Origin of the sequence: Fictibacillus sp. 7GRE50 (assembly GCF_015903875.1) — a bacterium.
In the GTDB taxonomy this organism is placed as follows: domain Bacteria; phylum Bacillota; class Bacilli; order Bacillales; family Fictibacillaceae; genus Fictibacillus; species Fictibacillus phosphorivorans.
The window spans coordinates 956,082-973,384 of record NZ_JACZDW010000001.1; the positions used below are offsets into that span (position 1 = coordinate 956,082).

The following is a 17,303-nucleotide window of genomic DNA, read 5'->3' on the forward strand; positions in this document are numbered from 1 at the left end:
TGCCATCTCTGGCATTTCTTTTTGGTTGATGTGTAGGGTAGGTCGAAAAATGATTGATAGAAAATCTGTATTACTTCGTTAGTTGTCCTTGTTCAAGAATGCTATTTTTAACAACAGATGTTTTCTTGCCTTTGATGTTCATCTCGAAGCTTGGTGCAAATGTTGATTTGCGGTCTTCGAAAAAGCCTCTGTTTGTCATATAGCTTGTTACAACGACATTGTCGCTATTTTCTTGAGGAATCGCGTAGTGTGCATACGTCCAAGTAATGTCGTTCGGATCTTGGTCTTGATGCAGCACGATACCTGTTTTGTTCAACGGCTTGAATGGACCGTCTAGAGAATCAGCTGAATACCCAAGCATGTAGATGTCTCTGTCATCGATGCCATCGATCGTCATCTTAGCGCCACGGCTGCTTGTGAAGAGGTACCATTTGCCATCTTTTTTGAAGATGTTCGGTCGCTCAATCTCATCTGTAACCGTGTTGGATACGATTAGTGGCTTCATCACTTTTTTCACAGAATAATCGTCGTTGATCTCGATGATTCCGATCGCACCGTTCGCTTTTTTAGCCGTTTCTTTCTTATCAGATGCTAAAAGGTTCTTCTTTTCATCTTGGAAGAAAGCGTTGCTCTTTCCATAGTACGCTTGGTTATAAAGAGATTCTTCTCCTTGGTAACCTGTTTCTGTACCTGTGTTCGCTTCAAATACTAAATATTTGCGTCCATCTTCTTCGATATAGTGAGGATCTCTGAACGTATGGTTATCGTTGTAGTCTCCGCCACCGAACGCTTTTTCAACCGTTTGGTACATCTTGCTGTCTCCGCCTTCAAAGATGGACTTGTAATCTTCTACACCTTCGATTTCAAGCGTTTTGCTATCAGGTTGAGAAAGGTTTACTTGTGCAGTTGTTAATGTTTGTTTACCGAAACGGTCTTGATCTGGTTTGAATGCTTCACGGTTTGTATAGAACAAACGAACTTCACCGTCAGAAGTGAACGTTGCAGAACCAGACCACTCTTCAGATTGATGCTTTAAGTATTTATCGTTTGCTTTGAACTTGTCATTGTCCTCGAAAACACGTCCTGCATTTTTCCATGCATCGATGGATTGGTCGTCCGCTTTTTTATAGAACATGTAGATGAACGTGTCGTTCGGGTTCTTCGGGTCACCTGCTAAACCGAAAACGATGTGGTAGCCTTTGTATTCAGCAACCGTTCCGTCCGCGTTTTGAAGTGGCCATGTATCCCACACATCCATGTCGATCTTCTTGCCGTTTTCGTCAACCTTTTTAGCTGATTCAACGTTCTTGATCGTAGATGCATCAAATTTTGGCACTGTATATTTTGGGTCGTTATGTTGATTGATCATCTGCTTCATATCGTAGCGCGTGATCTGTGAAGTTCCGTACGTTTCTTTAAAATCTGAAGGGGTTTGGCCTGACGCGAATGTTGTTGCGCCCCCTCCTAATAAAATCGCAGTACTGAGTGATACGACAGCTACTTTTTTCGCCATATTACGATAGTTCATACGTATTCCTCCTAAGTGATTTTCGTTGGGACTGAATCAGCAGTTCCAATCGTTTGTCTTTGCATGATTAAGTATAGGGAAGGATCCTGCATGTAGATATGGCATAGATTGATAAGGATTTCGTCTTAAATTGATATCTCGTAAAAATTGACTCCGGGTCGAGGTGAAAATGAAATCAACAACTTTCACAACAAAAAAAGACCCCTATCAAGGAGTCTCATCATTCTTGTGTTTTCCGTGCTCTGTCCCAGGAAAGCTGAAATTCGCGCAACAACTGCTCACGTGTCAGTTGTTTACCTACATACATCTGCATGGCAGATCCGAACTCTTCTTTTACTCCAGCCGGAAACCCATTCCAGTTAGCATCCAACGTGTTGCCTTCTTTGTATGCGGCAATCGTCTCTTTAGCAAGAGGACCTAGTTTGTCTGTTTTAATGTTTTTAAAAACCGGGATAAACTTAAACCGCTCCGTAATGAACGTTTGCCCTTTTTCCGAATTCACCATCCAGTTTAAAAATCGCTTCGCTTCTTTTTTATCACGAGCATTTGCCTGCTTGTTCACGACCCAATAGTTCGGCACGCTCACAACAAGCTGGTCGGTTGGTTCATCATTGATCGGTATCGGCATGAAAGCTACATCCAAATCAGAAGCTCGTTCATCGATCATCGGCTGAATCCAGTTTCCTTGAAGAATCATCGCGGCTTTTTCTTTTGCAAAAAGGTCAACTTCCATATTGTAATCCGTCGTTAACGGATCAGCGTTTCCATATTTCAGCGTAACATCTAATAGATCGATCACATCGTGAAACAATGGATTGTCTGGAATCTGTTCTTCACCTGTATTCAACCTTTTTATAAAAGCATCAGGATCTTTTTGTCTCGCAAAAGCCACGTTTAATAAGTGGACACCGAGCTTCCAGTCCTCGTAATAGCCGGTTGCGAACGGGGTGATTCCTTTTTTCTGTAATGTTGCCGCTGCATTTTTCAAATCTGATAATGTCTGTGGTACTTGCTCGACACCCGCACGTTGAAACAGCTGCTCATTAAAGATGAAGCCGTAGCCTTCTAAATTCATGGGCATTCCGTACACGTTGCCATCCATCTTGATCGCGTTAAGCGTACCTGGATAGACTTCCTTGACCCATCGCTCTTCTGACAAATCTTCTAAGTACGGCCGCCAAGTCTCAGCATTCTCATAACCTGTGTTTGTAAAAATGTCCGGTCCCTTACCTGAAGCGAGCTCCGCTTTTAAATCGGAATAATCATCTGCCGCTCCTCCGACCGTACGAATCCGTATATCAATCTCAGGATTTTCTTTTTCATAGACTTTCGCGAGCTCTTCAAATTCAGAGGCGATCTCTACTTTCGGATTTCGGATATCGAGAACGATCTTTTTCTCTACCTTTTCTTCTTTTTTGGGCTTCGAATCACATTCTGTCTGACAGCCCGCAAGAAGAATCGCTATCATACCAATGGTTACATAATGCTTTTTCATGTTTTCTGGAATCACCCCTTTCTCTATAAAATTTCTGCTTATGATTTTTCACCATTTCGATATTCAAACGGGGTTATACCCACTTCTTTTTTAAAAAGTTTAGAAAAGTATTTTTCATCTTGATACCCAAGCATCGTCGAGATCGAAAAGATGCTTTCATCACTTTCCTTCAACCAACGTTTCGCCTGGTCAATCCTCAATTTTGTTATATACTTGGACAACGTTAATCCCGTTTCTTGCTTGAATTTACGAGAGATATGTTCGCGGCTAAAAAAGAACCGGTTCGCTAGTCTTTCTAAGCTCATATCTTCCATGTAGTATGTTTCAACATACGAAATAATATCGTTCATGCGCTGCTTTGCTTCGAGTTCATCCAAACGCTGGATGGATCGGTAGTTTTGGTTTTCCAGCTCACTTTGGAGATCGTTATATTTTTCGTGAATCTCATGAAGAGACTGAAGCTCCCCCTTTACGAGGCGCACCGGAATATCAAGTTCACGGCTTAAAAGCTCTTCAACGAAAAACCACTCTTCCGGCAAGGTAATGAGCACACTTTGATTAGAGTCACCCAGCAGCATCACAGCGTTTCCGATTTCTTGTTCCACCAGCTCATCAGCTAGTTTTTCGATAAAAGGTGCGGGCTGATGCATTTGATAGAACGTTAATAATGTAAAATCATATTTTTCCGATGGTGGCAGGTTTGAGGCGATGAAATCAAGGTCAGCCGGCTCACCGAGACAAGCGGCTAACATCGTCTGACTCCATCTTACTTTGACAGCATCTTCTTGATAGAGTCTGGCTTTACTTTCCTCTTCATAGGCGGTCACTGCTTTTTTCAGCACATTATTAAATGCTTCATCCTCGACCGGTTTTAATAGGTAATCGAAGCTGTTATGCTGAATGGCTTTTCTCATAAACTGATAATCATCGTAACCTGTAATCAAAATAACCTTGCCTTCATACGCGATAGAATCCAGCCACTCGATCAAATCCAAGCCACTCATTCCCGGCATCTTAATATCTGTAAAAATAATTTCCGGCTGCTCTTTTTCAATAACCTTCTTCGCTTCGTTTCCGTTCGCCGCTTCCAAGAGCTCTGTTATCCCGTGTTCATCCCACTTTCCGATATACCGAATCACATCGCGGACATTGAACTCATCGTCAGCTATCAACACCTTCATATCCGTTACCTTCTTTCTGTTACTAAACCCTTGGCTCGTCATTAGAATCTTTTGGAATAACAATCGTCACCGAAAAACCTTGTCCATTCGGTCTATCCACTATGAATTCCGCTTTTGTGCCATAGTTTAGAATCAGTCGCTGATATATATTCTTCACCCCGATATGCTCATTTACAGGGGTACCTTCCGATGGTGATTCGTAAATGTTTTCTCGTAAACGCTCTAAATCGTTTTGTGTGATTTCAGGACCGGCATTGTTTTGCACAGCCATATAGAGAGACTCTCCTTTTAGCTCACCGGAAACCGTCAGTTGTGCTTCATAATACCCCTCTTCATACACATGTTTGAAAAAATTCTCAACAAGCGGTTGTAAAATCATGCTCGGAATCCTACTCTCTAGTACCTCGTCACTAAACTCAAATGAATAGTGCAGATTTTTCCCAAATCGAGCCTGTTGCAGAGTGAGGTAAGCCTTCATATAATCCACTTCATTCTGCACGCTCACCCACTGGTTGGCTTGCATGGAATAACGCATCATCTTAGACAACGAGGTTATAAGGCCGTACACTTGCGGTGACTTGGAACGCAGCGCCACCGCTCCGATCGATTGCAGAGCATTGAACAAAAAGTGCGGGTTCACTTGTGACTTCAACGCGCGAAACTGATTTCTTCGGTTCTCTATTTCTAACTTATATTCACGATTAATATGAAGATTGATCCGATCCGTCATGTCTTTAATATGCCGTTCCAAGTGTCCGATCTCATCTTGCCTGTCTTGGTCAAATGGTATCGTGATATGTCCCCCTTCAATCCCGCGCACCTTCTCACTCAGTTTGCGAATCGGCCGAGAGATTTTGTATGAGATGAAACTGATCATGAGTAGACCTAAAAGGCCAACACCAAGTCCAACGATGATATTAATGGTTGCCGTCTTCCGAACATCACGAAACAGTACGTCACTCGGCGTCTTTTTCACTAACTTCCAGCCTTCAACTGGTCCCGATAAGGTCTTTGTTAATGAAATTTCTTTATCTGTTGTTCCTTTTTTAATTCGATTTTTTAGCTCGGATGGAACACGCTTACCTATTAATGAAGCATCCGTCGCATACATAATCTCGTTTTGATCGTTAATTAGATAAGCTGATGACCCGTTTTCTCCGGCTAAGTTACTCACGATCTTTGAATACTCACCTAAACTGATGTCCATCGTCATGATTCCAAGAAACTTGTCAGACGGCACTTCCTTTATTTTATGATGAATGCTTAGCACCTTCGTCCGGTCAGATTCTGGAATGATCGCCGCGTTGTTGTAGTTTTTAATCACATGAGGCGGCTCGATCACGTAATTTTTATTAGATTTAAACAATTGTTTAATGTGTTCTTGGTTCAGTAGATTCGGCTGCGGTTTTCGCGTACTAACTGTCGCGTTGTAAACGGTAAACGACTCTTTTCCTTCATTTAAATAAAATCGGAGCTGACGAATCTCATTTCTTGCTAAGTAAAACGTCTCAATACTCTTTTCAACCGAATCCTGATCGAAGTAAATCGAGTCTTCAAATCCTTCCGTAAAAATGCGGAACAGATCTGGATTACGATACAAAATAAAAGGCAGGTTCACCATGTCATCAAAATATTGTTGGAGGTCTTCCGCATTCTTCTCCAGCTGCATCTTGCTGTTGTTGAGTTCATATTCTTCAACACTATTCTTCGTGTAAGCAAATATAAGAAAAATCGTTAAAAAATACGGCACGATAATAAAACCTAACAGCATGAGCAACAAACGACTATGTATACTTTTCACGTGCGACCTCCTTTACTTGAAGCTTTTCCTATTATTGTTCAATCAAAACAAGTTTTGGATGTTTTAGTTGTTCGTCTTGGTGGGTGGTTTTGTGAGGATTTGATGTGGTGCGGGATGAGTGGTGAAAGGTTTTAAGTACGATATTTTGAATCGGACAGATTATCGGCTGAAATGGACAGATTATGTTAGAGATTGGTCAGATTGTGGGGCTAACTGGACAGATTAAATGGTCAAACGGACAGATTAAACATCTAATCCGACAGATTGGGGTCGCCAACAATATGATCAGCCCGGATATAGACGCATTTGGGGTGTACAGACACCTCAACAGCCACTTACTGTCGACTTTCATGAAAATACTGTCCACTTTTTGAGTTTTACTGTCCACTCTCGATGAAATACTGTCCACTTTTACACATTTACTGTCCACTTTCAGCAAAATACTGTCCACTCTCAATTCCACTCTCCCTCAAACCCTATTTTTAACATCATTTTCGTTATTGCCACCACTCTCAAAATAAGTTACCATTACAGGGGTAACTTTTATATAAAAAGAAGGTAGATAAATATGAACAAACGTGTTTATTTGTTAACGATCGTCTCGTTCGTGGTTGGGATGGTCGAGTTGATTATCGGCGGCATCCTTGACCTGATCGCTGACGATCTTGATGTTAGTCTCGGTAAGGCGGGCTTTCTGATCACGATCTTCTCACTCGTGTTCGCTATCGCGGCACCTATCCTGCTTACGATGACAGCTCATATCGAGAGAAAACGACTAACGATCATCTCTTTATTTGTGTTTCTAATAGGTAACGCACTCGTGATTGTGAGTCAGACGTATTCGATGCTGCTCATCGCACGAATCCTATCTGCGGTCAGTGGTTCGTTGCTCGTTGTACTCTGTGTGACGATGGCGTCTAACATCGTGGAAGAAAAATATCGAGCACGCGCGATTGGCGTGGTGTTCATGGGGATCAGTGCTTCGCTTGTACTCGGCATACCGGTCGGCTTAATGCTCGGAAATGCTTTCGGATGGCGCGCACCATTCATCCTGATTACAGCACTTACCGTTTTATCCATACTCGGTGTGCATTTCTTCATGAATACGTTGGCTCCAAAACCAGCGATTCCGATCAGAGAACAGCTGCGCACGTTGAAAAACAGACGCATTTTGTTTGCTCAAATTACCTCGTTCCTGTTCTTAGCTGGTCATCTGACTTTATACGGATACCTGACTCCGTTTTTAAAAATGGCGCTTGGACTTAACGGAACATGGGTCAGCATCGTATACTTAATATTCGGTGTCGCTGCGGTCTTTGGCGGTGGAATCGGTGGTATGCTCGCTGACAAATTCGGCACAAAACCTACGATTATTGGCGTTATTATTGTTTTTGCGATCTCAATCTTTATGATTCCTTATACAACTTTTGCTTTTCCGTTATTTTTAATCGTCATGGTGATTTGGAGCATGCTCAGCTGGGCGATCACACCGGCCATGCAAAGCTATCTTATCGAGTCATCACCTGAAACGTCCGACATTCAGCAGAGTCTGAACAACTCGGCGCTTCATTTCGGAATCGCGTTCGGGTCCATGATCGGCGGAATCGTGATTGAGAACGCATCTGTCGAGAACAACGCAACGGTCGGCGGACTGCTGATCATCTTAGCACTCGGAACGGCTGTGCTATCTATGACAAAAAAAGCACGCCGCACTGAAGAATCTGCACATACTATTAGCTAGGTTGCGAAAACTATGGCATGATGAAGGTAGAGAAATTTTTGGTAAGTTACAATCTTTTGAGGAGGTGAAACCATTACAATCGTAACGATGTAATGGTGAACAAATGAGTATTCATATCGGCGCTAAACAAGGTGAAATCGCAGAAAGCATCCTATTACCAGGGGATCCGCTTCGTGCAAAATATATTGCAGAAACATTTTTAGAAGACGTAACATGCTACAACGAAGTACGCGGCATGCTTGGGTTCACGGGAACATACAAAGGAAAGCGTGTATCTGTTCAAGGGACAGGCATGGGGATTCCATCAATCGGGATCTACACAAACGAATTGATTCGTGAATATGGCGTAAAAAACTTAATCCGCGTTGGTACGTGTGGTGCGATTCAACAAGACGTAAAAGTGCGTGACGTAATCCTTGCGATGACAGCATCTACTGATTCTCGCATGAACCACTTGACGTTCCCGAACATCGACTTCGCACCTTGCGCGAACTTCGATCTTTTAAGAAAAGCGTATGAAGCTGGAACAGCAAAAGGCTTGAAGATCAAAGCTGGTAACGTATTAACAGCTGATCTTTTCTACCGCGACAGCATGGATATCGTGAAAAAGCTTGCGGATAACGGTGTGTTAGCAGTTGAAATGGAAACAACAGCCCTTTACACGATCGCAGCGAAATACGGTGTGAACGCATTGTCTATCTTAACTGTAAGTGACCACATCTTCACAGGTGAAGAAACTTCAGCGGAAGAACGCCAAACGACTTTCAATGATATGATTGAGATGGCTTTGGAAGTTGTGAGTACACAAGAATAGTAGAAAAAAAAGAGGCCCGATTGGGTCTTTTTTTTACGTTTTCATCCTCCATTTAGTACTCTTCCTAACTCTTTCACATCTTCTTAGATGCAATAAACACTTATTCATTCCACTCCCCACCCACCATTTGGTTTGAATTTCCAGAAAATGAGCTATATAATACTGTTAGCAAAAAATAGCCATGATTGAAGGGGAAGATCGAATGACCACGATTGGAATTGATCTTGGAACATCCAACAGCCTTGTTGCGTATTGGGGAGAAGACGGACCCGTTATCATCCCAAATGTACTCGGCCATAACCTAACTCCATCCATTGTCAGCGTTGATGACAACGGAGAGCTCTTAGTCGGTGATATCGCCAAGGAACGGCTGATCACCCACCCACATACTACAGCTTCAGCTTTCAAACGCCACATGGGAACGAAAAAAATATACCGACTCGGACGTTTGGAGTTCACACCTGAAGAATTGTCTTCCTTTGTGCTTCAATCATTAAAGCGCGATGCAGAAGCTCATTTAAACACATCTATCACAAATGCGGTAATCAGTGTGCCTGCGTATTTTAACGATCAACAGCGAAAAGCAACCAAATATGCGGCCGAACTTGCAGGACTTACAGTTGACCGACTGATCAGCGAACCGACAGCTGCTGCCATCGCGTACGGCTTACATCAAAAAGAAGATGATACGAAATTCCTTGTCTTTGACCTTGGTGGTGGAACGTTTGATGTCTCCATCCTCGAGCTGTTTGAAGGAGTGATGGAGGTAAAATCCATTGCCGGTGACAACTTTTTAGGTGGTGAAGATTTTACGAGCTCGTTAATGAACTTTTTTATGAACGAAAAAAATCTTTCATCTGATGATCTCGATGTGCATGCTCACTCTGCCCTTTTTAAACAAGCGGAGCAATGTAAGCGCGAACTCGGCGGTAACATACAGAGCTCGATGATGACCCTTCATGTAAATGATACGACCCATAGCCTGGAAGTGACCCGGACACAATTCGAACGGCTCATACAGCCACTCATCCTCCGTCTGCGAAACCCAGTAGAGCGTGCACTTCGTGATGCCAACATGCGTCCTGATGACGTTGATACGGTGATCTTAATTGGTGGAGCGACAAGGATGCCGATGATCAAACAAACGATCGGTAAACTTTTCGGCCGCCTTCCCTTCACCTCTATCCACCCTGATGAAGCTGTGGGTCTTGGCACCGCCGTTCAAGTGGCTCTCAAGGAACGAAACGAAGCGGTAAACGAAATGATTTTAACCGATGTCTGTCCCTATTCGCTTGGCATCAACACGACAAAAAAATTAGGCGAGAACCAATATTCTATCGGTCACTACAGTCCTATCATCGAGCGAAACACCCCCATTCCAGTTAGTAGGGTTGAACGTTATGCAACGATCGACGATTATCAAAAAAAGCTCAAGATTGATATTTACCAAGGTGAAAGCCGACTTGTTGAAAACAACCTGAAACTTGGAGAACTTTCTATTAAAATTCCTTCTGCACCTGCAGGCCAAGAACCCATAGATGTCCGGTTTACGTACGATGTGAACGGACTGCTCGAAGTGGAGGTTACTACACTGAGCACAGGACATGTGAAAAAGATGGTGATCGAGCAAAAGGACGGAAGTATGACACCTGAAGAGATACAAGCTAGGATGGAAAAGCTGAAAGACATTAAGATCCATCCACGTGAACGTACAGAAAACCGACTGATCCTCGCACGCGGTGAGCGGTTATACGAAGAATCAATCGGCGAAAAACGACTAGTAGCAGCCAAGATTCTAGAGGAGTTTGAACTCGCGCTCTCAACCCAGCAAGAACATATCATTAAGCGAGCAGCTGCAAAGTGTAAAGAAGATCTCGACCAAGCTGAAAGCTGGCTGACCGTATGAACGGATACTGGGCCATTCTAGGCATCGAACCAACAGACGATCTTTCAGTCATCAAAAAAGCCTATTCAAAACAACTGAAGATCCACCATCCAGAAGATGATCCCGAGGGCTATCAAAGACTTCGGGAAGCGTTTGACCGTGCTAAACAAGATTTAAAGAGAAAAGAGCGTGTTTTGGTACATGTTGAACCTACTGCTGTTGTAGATACGTCTTGGCCAGATTCTTCACTTTCTCATTTCAATCAAGAACAAAAAAGATTAACTCCTGTTATCTTGCCGGATGTTGATTCGCTTAAATCCATAGAAACATTTATGGAAGATGTTGAACGGCATTATCGGGATATCACATCAAGGATTTCGGAAGAAGCATGGCTAACACTTTTAGACGATGAACTGCTATGGAGTATCGAGCACAAGCAGGAAGTGAGCGACGAACTTCTCTACTTTATATCCGAACATCATCTCTTACCAAAGAAAATTTGGCTTCTTCTCGAAAACCAGTTCCAATGGTACGAGTTGATGAAAGAGGATCTCGATATTCTTGATTCAGAAACAAAAGAACGCTTTTTACCGTATTATAAAAAACGGATAGGACCCTCTTTCGATTTATCATATGAATTTGCGGCAAACGAGCAAGACATTCATCATGACGCATTCTTTCGAGCAAGAGAAGCCGCGTTCGATGCGTTCTTTGAAGGAGATATAAATTCAGCAGAAAGTGAAGCGGCAGCAGCGGCAGAAATTTTCACAGATGATCCTGATCTGTTGCTCATCCAAGGACTGTTAGCTACACATCAGCAATCTTACGACGAGGCGGAACTCTTACTTTCAAAAGCACATTCCCTGCGACCTCATCATCATCAAACGATTACTCAATTGGCGCAGATTTTCCTTTTGAGAAAAGACTTTGACAGGGCAGCTCATCTGCTGCTACAACATCAAGACACAAAAGACGCCAGATTTCTTCTCGCGACTGTGTACGTTAAGAGTGAACAATATGAAAAAGCAGAGACCCTACTCTCCGCTATGGTCTCATCGTGGCCAGATGACACGGACATAATCAGTCTGCTTGGACACGTCTTTTTCAAGCAAGAAAGGCTACTAGAAGCACGGAAACAGTTCACAAGGATTAGAGAGCTCGAACCCTATGATGCAGAAGCAATCACCATGTTAGCCGAAATCAATCGCTTATTACATACTCGTGCCGTACGCAAAAAGCTAAAGCATCAGATACCAAAGAGCCAATTAAAGAAAGAGCTGAACATTTATTCCCTCAAGAAAAAAATGCTTATTTTCTTGATTAGCCAGTTAAGATGGAGGCTCTTCATCCCACTCGTACTAGCCTATTTCAGCTATAACACGGTTAGTGAGATCGATGAAAAAACAAACCCATTTTGGCTCATGTTCATGTTTATTCTTAACTTGTTCATCTCATCAGATCAGGACTTTTACGACTTTATCTTTTGGCCAGCCATCTGGTCAATCGTATTCCTCGTCTCCGTTTTTTTCATTTGGCGAGAGTGGAAAAAAATCTTTCGAGGACTTCGATAAGAGAGGAGCATACACGTGTTTAAAAAACGAAAACGTCGGCAAAAAAAGTCTCTTTTCATCGATTCGCTCGCTGTACTCTGCTTTAAAGGCATGGGATCGTACTATTGGGCTGTGAATTATCCTAAATACGGTGTTAGCAGGATTGGTGCTCTGTTTTCAACCGGACATATAGATAAAAAAATCACGTATGACAAATTGGATTGGCTTCTCACAGATGGCTTTCAAAAGAGGTTTTCTTCAATTAAGAAAGAGCTATTACAATTATCAGAAATTGAACAGAACTCACTTATTGAATCATTAGATCCAGAGACCGCTCATAAGTACCGCGTCGTTCAACGTTATATGAACCGCTTAAACGAACATGGAATTGCGGCGTACGACATATCCAATTGCATCTATAACAACCAAATGTACGCAAGATCAGCTACTTTATTGTGGAGTAATTTCAAACACTTATCATTAATTAGAAAGGACCGGAACGAACGCTCCCAGCGTGCTGCTGAGCAGGCACAATCACTCTTTTCAAACTGGAATGAGTATGTGACATCTTTTATTGCAGGGGTACAATTTCAACAAAAGTCTTCTGTTGATGCAGAAGACTTCACGAAAAAAATACAGCCCACCTTCACCAAGCTTCTGACATCTAAACACAGCCCACTGCGAAATGCGGATTGGGATACTAATTTGAATGTGTAGTGGTTGGTTGGTTGATTGATTGTGTGGTGCAACAAGCTTGATTGAGGGGGTTGGGGTTGCTCGTTTGACCCATAGGATGTTTATTTTGACTCATAGACCTATGATTTTGACCCATAGATTATGGTTTGACTCATAGACTTCTCTTTTTGACCCATAGCAGTCTTCGTTTGACTCATAGGTGACTAGTTACGACCCATAGAGTACACACTTTGACTCATAGGGATCCGGCACCACTCAATCAGACTATAAAATGTAATAGGGCTGACCTCCAAAGATCACTTGAAGTGCTCTTTTGGAGTCAGCCCTAACTCTTTAATACCTTAACTTCATCAATACACTCTTAATCTCTTCATCATTCATCATTAATTCGGAATGTTTCTCCGTAATTTTAGCCAGCGCCACATCATGATAAAAGAACTCAATGAAAACTTTAATAAATGGTCGAGACTTGGTCTTTAATGCTTGCCAGCTCTGACTCTCCATCCCTGCAAAAATAACTTCTGTCTCATCGACAACAACAAGGCGAAAACGCTCCAACGAGTGATGCTCCTGTGCAGGAATCAACGTGTGTACATGAGACAGCGTCGACGCCAATTCACCTACAACAAGCACTTCCACATCCACACCCTGCTTTTCTTTTTCTTGGAGAATCGGTAGGATTTCTTGAATATCGTCTTGCCAGCCAGAAACTCGAATGGATTTCTCCGCGGTTTGCAGAAGCTGCTTCGTTTGTGCACGAATCGACGAATCTACCTTCAGACTCCAAACGTGTTCATCGTAAAATTTCCGCTTCGATGTATTATTTTTGAGCTGCTCTACGTTTTCCTGAAATTCAGTCGTCAGCTTCTCGATCACGATTGACAGTGGCAATGCGGTATACAGCTTCTTCTTTTCTGACACCGAATCCAGCACCATGCCTTTTTCAATCATGCGCGATAGCACTTCATATATCTTGGATTTCGGAACACCCGAGTATTTAACGATATTTGTCGCGTCCATCGGTTCCTCGCTTGATGCAAGAACCTCGAACACCTGACTTTCGTATTGTGAAAAACCGAATTTTTGTAGCATGGTTCCTCCTAAAAATAGCCTCTAATCTTCTACAGCTATCTTAAAACAATTATGGCCCTATCGCTAGTCCTCTTAACCTTAAATCGTTTCCCAGTTAAATACTTGATCATGAATGGTTAAACACCGTCTTTAGCATTTTAATTGCTAAGTACAGGCGGCAGCCTTAAAATGAACACAAAAAAGCACTCCCAAACCTACAGGAGTGCCCTCAAATTCGTTACCTCGGTAACGTAAACTTCGCTTTTTTCTCGCCAAATAGGTACTTACCGTCTCCGAAGAACGGGCCAACCTCTAAATCGAACGACTTGAACAATTGGAATTCGTCTTTACGGAATAGGAATACCGTGTATTTTTCTTTCTCTTCGCCCGGCTTCACACTCTTTGGATCGCGTGGCTCTGCAAATGCATTGCTTAATGCTGATCCGCGATCTTTATCGATGGTTACTTTTCCAGGTACGTTGTAGATGTCAATCTCTTTTTTACCGTTGTTTTTGATCATCGTTTTTACCGTTAACGCAACCAACTCTGCATCTTCAAAGCGCGATTCGTTACCCGCTGTTGGGATGACTTCTGTGTACTGAACGCCTTCTAACGTCACTTCCATGTCACCGACGGTTTGCTTTTGTCCGATGCCTGCTTTCTCGAAGATCATCTTCTTATCCGCTAGGTTGTTCGCTGACATCAAGTCTGGGTAGAACTTTTGCTCACTTGCGGATGCCTTTGCTTGTTCCCCACTATACGCAAAATCAAAGATCTTTTCTTGCATGAAATCTTGCATACCACTGAAATCTTTGTTTGGTGCAGCACTTGCTTCAATAACGAACTTTGGTTTTACACTCGTCATCGTTTGGTAATCCGCTTCTGTGATCATGAACGTGATCAGACCAGACGTCTTCTCACCCGCTTTATACATGTTATTATTTCCGTCGATGCCTTCTGAATAAGTTTTCGGACGCAGTCCTTTTCCTTCTTCAATAAAGTTCCTTGTGTTTGACGGAATATACGTAAGGTTATCAGTTAGACGAATATTTGTTGTTCCGTTGAAGTAAACATCTTTTCCAGATTGGTTATCCACAGACATGCGTGCCGTTAAGATATATCCGTTCGGTGAATCATCAAAACGTGCAGCTGTTGACTCGTTCATGCCTGTCACTTTTACAAGCTGGTACTCATCAATCGTAACTTTAAAGCCACTACCTTCATTTACGTAGCCAGGGTTGCTGTTCGTATATAGGATTTCAGCTTTTCCACCTGTATCTTCTTCTATGTATGGATTCAATACTTCGCCAGAATCACTGCTTGCTGGCTCTTCCTTTTTTTCTTCTTTTGGCTCTTCTTTTTTAGGTTCGTCAGCAGCTTTTGCTTTCTCTTCTACTTTTACATCTTTCTCTTCCTTATCGCCTGATGCCTTCTCACTATCTCCACATCCACTTAACATCAGGACTGCAGATAGACCTGCCACGACCACGAACTTAGATTTAGACTTTGCTTTTAACAAACTGACCACTCCTTTTTATCTATCTTCCAATTTCTTCACATTGTCTTATTTACCATTTTTCTACAGTTACGAAACCTGTTTATATGTAAAAATATGTATTCATCTCAAAAACACAACTCTCTGATCATACACTTAATTCCATATTTACTCTTAAGTCTAAAGAACCAAATGGTTGAAAATATATCCATTTTACTATTTCTAAAGAACTTTTCACTACATGAAGAAATGGAATATCGTGCACTCCACCAAAATCCATAATTAGGTAATAGGACAATTTTCGCGGTGAATAGAGTGATTGAGGGAGGTGGCTAATGAGAAAATACGTGTTAACGAGTGTTCTCTTTCTGATTTGCATCCTATCGGGATGTGGCGATCCCATTCAGGATGATTTACTGAACTATGTGAACGAGGAAATGCCTACTATTGGCAAAGAAGAGTCGACTATTATAGGAAAATATGAAAATGTGACAGGTTCAAATTATACTGATGACCAAACCCTATATAATGCGCTGAAGGTGGAGATCATACCTTCATACAACGCGTTTATTAAAGAACTTGAGGCAGTCGAGGTGGATACGGAGGAATTACGAAAACTACATGAAAATTTTATAGAGGCCGCGAATATACAAGCCAGCGCGTTCTTGCTGATTGTTTCCGCCATCGAAAACCAAGACAGCACTATGATTAATGAAGCAAACGAGAAGTTAAACACAGCTCGTAAAATGATGAGAGATTATAAGAATGAAGTGGAAAAGTTAGCAAAGAAACATGATGTGAAGCTTGAAAAAAAGTGAGAAAAGACCCCTTCGTGTTATGAAGGGGTTTGATTTTTGGGGTTCTTCGATGCTTTCAAAGTATTCCACCAGATCCATTTTCCTGTGAAAATCCATATAGACGGATTAATTAAATAAAGTCTTGCCGTGTATTTGTCCCATGAAGCAAGTATGATTATTGCCATGATCGCGACCTGCGGTGAATACAAAACATGATCCACAATTCCCGTTAAGAGTATTACAGGTAAAGATAGAAGATACACATCTAGAAACTTCTTATCCGTTTCTTTCGAGAGAAATAGCCATGTCACCCTATATCCATTAATAAGTATAACAATAAGAAAGGCAATCCCTCCAAGTGATCCGTACTCTGCAAACATGCTAAGGATAATGTTATGTGCATGCGGTATTTTCTCATGATAATGAAAAAAATATTCTTGATAAAACCCAATTGATGAAGTGCCAAATAAAGAGTGGTTCTGCCAAATTTCAAATGAACGTCCCCATATTTCTTTTCTAACATCAGCAGACCGAATCAGTTCGTTATAACGAGGCATCCAGGTTAGAATTAATTTATAATTTAGAGCAAGAAATGTAATTAGCACGAATGCAAATAACTTGTTCCATCTAAATGTAAAAAGGGTCAAGATGACGATTGAGATGCAAAAGCCTGCTCTTGAACCAGTTAGGATGATGGCATGTAAAAAGAACATAACAGTCACCATGATAATTCCCAATTGAATCCAGCAAGATTTTCTTATTGATTTTAAGCATTCTGCTAGAAGAAACGATAGTCCGAAAAGCAGTAATGCAACAGAAAAATTCGGGTTATACGCAGCTCCAATCAATCTCTCATATTCCTCTATATGAGTTGCACCAACCAACGTTGTTCCTGTTAAAAAACTGGAAATTGGATGTGTCATAAGTTCTTGTTGAAAAGGATATAGACCATAACAATAAAGTCCACCTGCAATGGTTAACCATTTAAAAGAAGTAAATGTTCTTTGTACGCCATCGGCTGACATTTTAACGTAAATTCCCATATATGCTAGAATTAGTGCTGATACTAAAAAAAACGAATAATTTTTCATTATAATAGAAGATCCAATTGTAGAAATAAACATACTCCCAAATAAAAATTGACCTAGTGTAAATGAAAAGAGACGACCCTCCTTCCATACGCGATGTAAAGAGTGCCAACCAATAAACATTAGTAACAATAAGCCAACAGGAGGCAAGAAAAAACACA

At 41.8% G+C, this 17,303-nt stretch carries 13 protein-coding genes; 6 read left to right on the top strand and 7 right to left on the bottom strand.

What is annotated here, in order from left to right; all coding sequences use genetic code 11:
• Positions 1-70: 70 nt before the first annotated feature.
• From IHV12_RS04650 to IHV12_RS04665, 4 genes are all read right to left on the bottom strand, one after another.
• Complete coding sequence (locus IHV12_RS04650; RefSeq protein WP_197190008.1) at positions 71-1,528, bottom strand: glycoside hydrolase family 68 protein; 1,458 nt, start codon at positions 1,526-1,528, stop codon at positions 71-73.
• A 220-nt stretch (positions 1,529-1,748) separates the two neighbouring features.
• Entirely contained in the window at positions 1,749-3,023 is a 1,275-nt protein-coding gene (locus IHV12_RS04655) for an ABC transporter substrate-binding protein (RefSeq protein WP_197190009.1), read from the bottom strand.
• A gap of 38 nt (positions 3,024-3,061) precedes the next feature.
• Complete coding sequence (locus tag IHV12_RS04660) at positions 3,062-4,204, bottom strand: response regulator transcription factor (protein ID WP_197190010.1); 1,143 nt, start codon at positions 4,202-4,204, stop codon at positions 3,062-3,064.
• A 22-nt stretch (positions 4,205-4,226) separates the two neighbouring features.
• Positions 4,227-6,005 (bottom strand): sensor histidine kinase, encoded by a 1,779-nt coding sequence (locus IHV12_RS04665; RefSeq protein ID WP_197190011.1) that lies wholly within the window; start codon positions 6,003-6,005, stop codon positions 4,227-4,229.
• Positions 6,006-6,573: 568 nt separating this feature from the next.
• On the opposite strand from IHV12_RS04665, the gene IHV12_RS04670 reads away from it, so the two are divergent.
• The 5 genes from IHV12_RS04670 (at position 6,574) to IHV12_RS04690 (ending at position 12,712) form a co-directional block, all read left to right on the top strand.
• Complete coding sequence (locus IHV12_RS04670; RefSeq protein WP_197190012.1) at positions 6,574-7,746, top strand: MFS transporter; 1,173 nt, start codon at positions 6,574-6,576, stop codon at positions 7,744-7,746.
• 103 nt (positions 7,747-7,849) lie between these two features.
• Entirely contained in the window at positions 7,850-8,560 is a 711-nt protein-coding gene (gene deoD / locus IHV12_RS04675) for a purine-nucleoside phosphorylase (protein WP_197190013.1), read from the top strand.
• A gap of 202 nt (positions 8,561-8,762) precedes the next feature.
• Positions 8,763-10,466 carry a molecular chaperone HscC gene (locus IHV12_RS04680; RefSeq protein WP_197190014.1) on the top strand — a complete coding sequence of 568 codons (1,704 nt, stop codon included), beginning with the start codon at positions 8,763-8,765 and terminating at the stop codon, positions 10,464-10,466.
• Positions 10,463-12,016 (top strand): J domain-containing protein, encoded by a 1,554-nt coding sequence (locus tag IHV12_RS04685; RefSeq protein WP_197190015.1) that lies wholly within the window; start codon positions 10,463-10,465, stop codon positions 12,014-12,016. Before IHV12_RS04680 ends, IHV12_RS04685 begins: the two co-directional genes overlap by 4 nt.
• 15 nt (positions 12,017-12,031) lie before the next feature.
• On the top strand, positions 12,032-12,712 hold the full coding sequence (locus tag IHV12_RS04690) for a DUF1266 domain-containing protein (RefSeq protein WP_197190016.1): 681 nt from the start codon (positions 12,032-12,034) through the stop codon (positions 12,710-12,712).
• 312 nt (positions 12,713-13,024) lie between these two features.
• Here IHV12_RS04690 and IHV12_RS04695 read toward each other — a convergent pair whose 3' ends face one another.
• Positions 13,025-13,783 carry a TrmB family transcriptional regulator gene (locus IHV12_RS04695; RefSeq protein ID WP_197190017.1) on the bottom strand — a complete coding sequence of 253 codons (759 nt, stop codon included), beginning with the start codon at positions 13,781-13,783 and terminating at the stop codon, positions 13,025-13,027.
• A 217-nt stretch (positions 13,784-14,000) separates the two neighbouring features.
• Positions 14,001-15,281, bottom strand: a complete 1,281-nt coding sequence (locus IHV12_RS04700; protein WP_197190018.1) for a DUF5068 domain-containing protein — start codon at positions 15,279-15,281, stop codon at positions 14,001-14,003.
• A 311-nt stretch (positions 15,282-15,592) separates the two neighbouring features.
• Between IHV12_RS04700 and IHV12_RS04705 the strand changes: the two genes are divergently transcribed.
• The gene (locus IHV12_RS04705; protein WP_197190019.1) at positions 15,593-16,075 is read left to right on the top strand and encodes a hypothetical protein; all 483 of its coding nucleotides are present in this window, start codon (positions 15,593-15,595) and stop codon (positions 16,073-16,075) included.
• Between the two features lie 17 nt (positions 16,076-16,092).
• Here IHV12_RS04705 and IHV12_RS04710 read toward each other — a convergent pair whose 3' ends face one another.
• The gene (locus IHV12_RS04710) at positions 16,093-17,145 is read right to left on the bottom strand and encodes an O-antigen ligase family protein (RefSeq protein ID WP_197190020.1); all 1,053 of its coding nucleotides are present in this window, start codon (positions 17,143-17,145) and stop codon (positions 16,093-16,095) included.
• Between the last annotated feature and the right edge of the window lie 158 nt (positions 17,146-17,303).

Bases quoted from the DNA above. Each gene is read 5' to 3' on its own strand.
- IHV12_RS04680 (WP_197190014.1), top strand. From the start codon at position 8,763: ATGACCACGATTGGAATTGATCTTGGAACATCCAACAGCCTTGTTGCG.
- IHV12_RS04710 (WP_197190020.1), bottom strand. From the start codon at position 17,145: ATGAAAAATTATTCGTTTTTTTTAGTATCAGCACTAATTCTAGCATAT.
- IHV12_RS04650 (WP_197190008.1), bottom strand. From the start codon at position 1,528: ATGAACTATCGTAATATGGCGAAAAAAGTAGCTGTCGTATCACTCAGT.
- IHV12_RS04695 (WP_197190017.1), bottom strand. From the start codon at position 13,783: ATGCTACAAAAATTCGGTTTTTCACAATACGAAAGTCAGGTGTTCGAG.
- IHV12_RS04660 (WP_197190010.1), bottom strand. From the start codon at position 4,204: ATGAAGGTGTTGATAGCTGACGATGAGTTCAATGTCCGCGATGTGATT.
- IHV12_RS04685 (WP_197190015.1), top strand. From the start codon at position 10,463: ATGAACGGATACTGGGCCATTCTAGGCATCGAACCAACAGACGATCTT.
- deoD (WP_197190013.1), top strand. From the start codon at position 7,850: ATGAGTATTCATATCGGCGCTAAACAAGGTGAAATCGCAGAAAGCATC.
- IHV12_RS04670 (WP_197190012.1), top strand. From the start codon at position 6,574: ATGAACAAACGTGTTTATTTGTTAACGATCGTCTCGTTCGTGGTTGGG.
- IHV12_RS04655 (WP_197190009.1), bottom strand. From the start codon at position 3,023: ATGAAAAAGCATTATGTAACCATTGGTATGATAGCGATTCTTCTTGCG.
- IHV12_RS04705 (WP_197190019.1), top strand. From the start codon at position 15,593: ATGAGAAAATACGTGTTAACGAGTGTTCTCTTTCTGATTTGCATCCTA.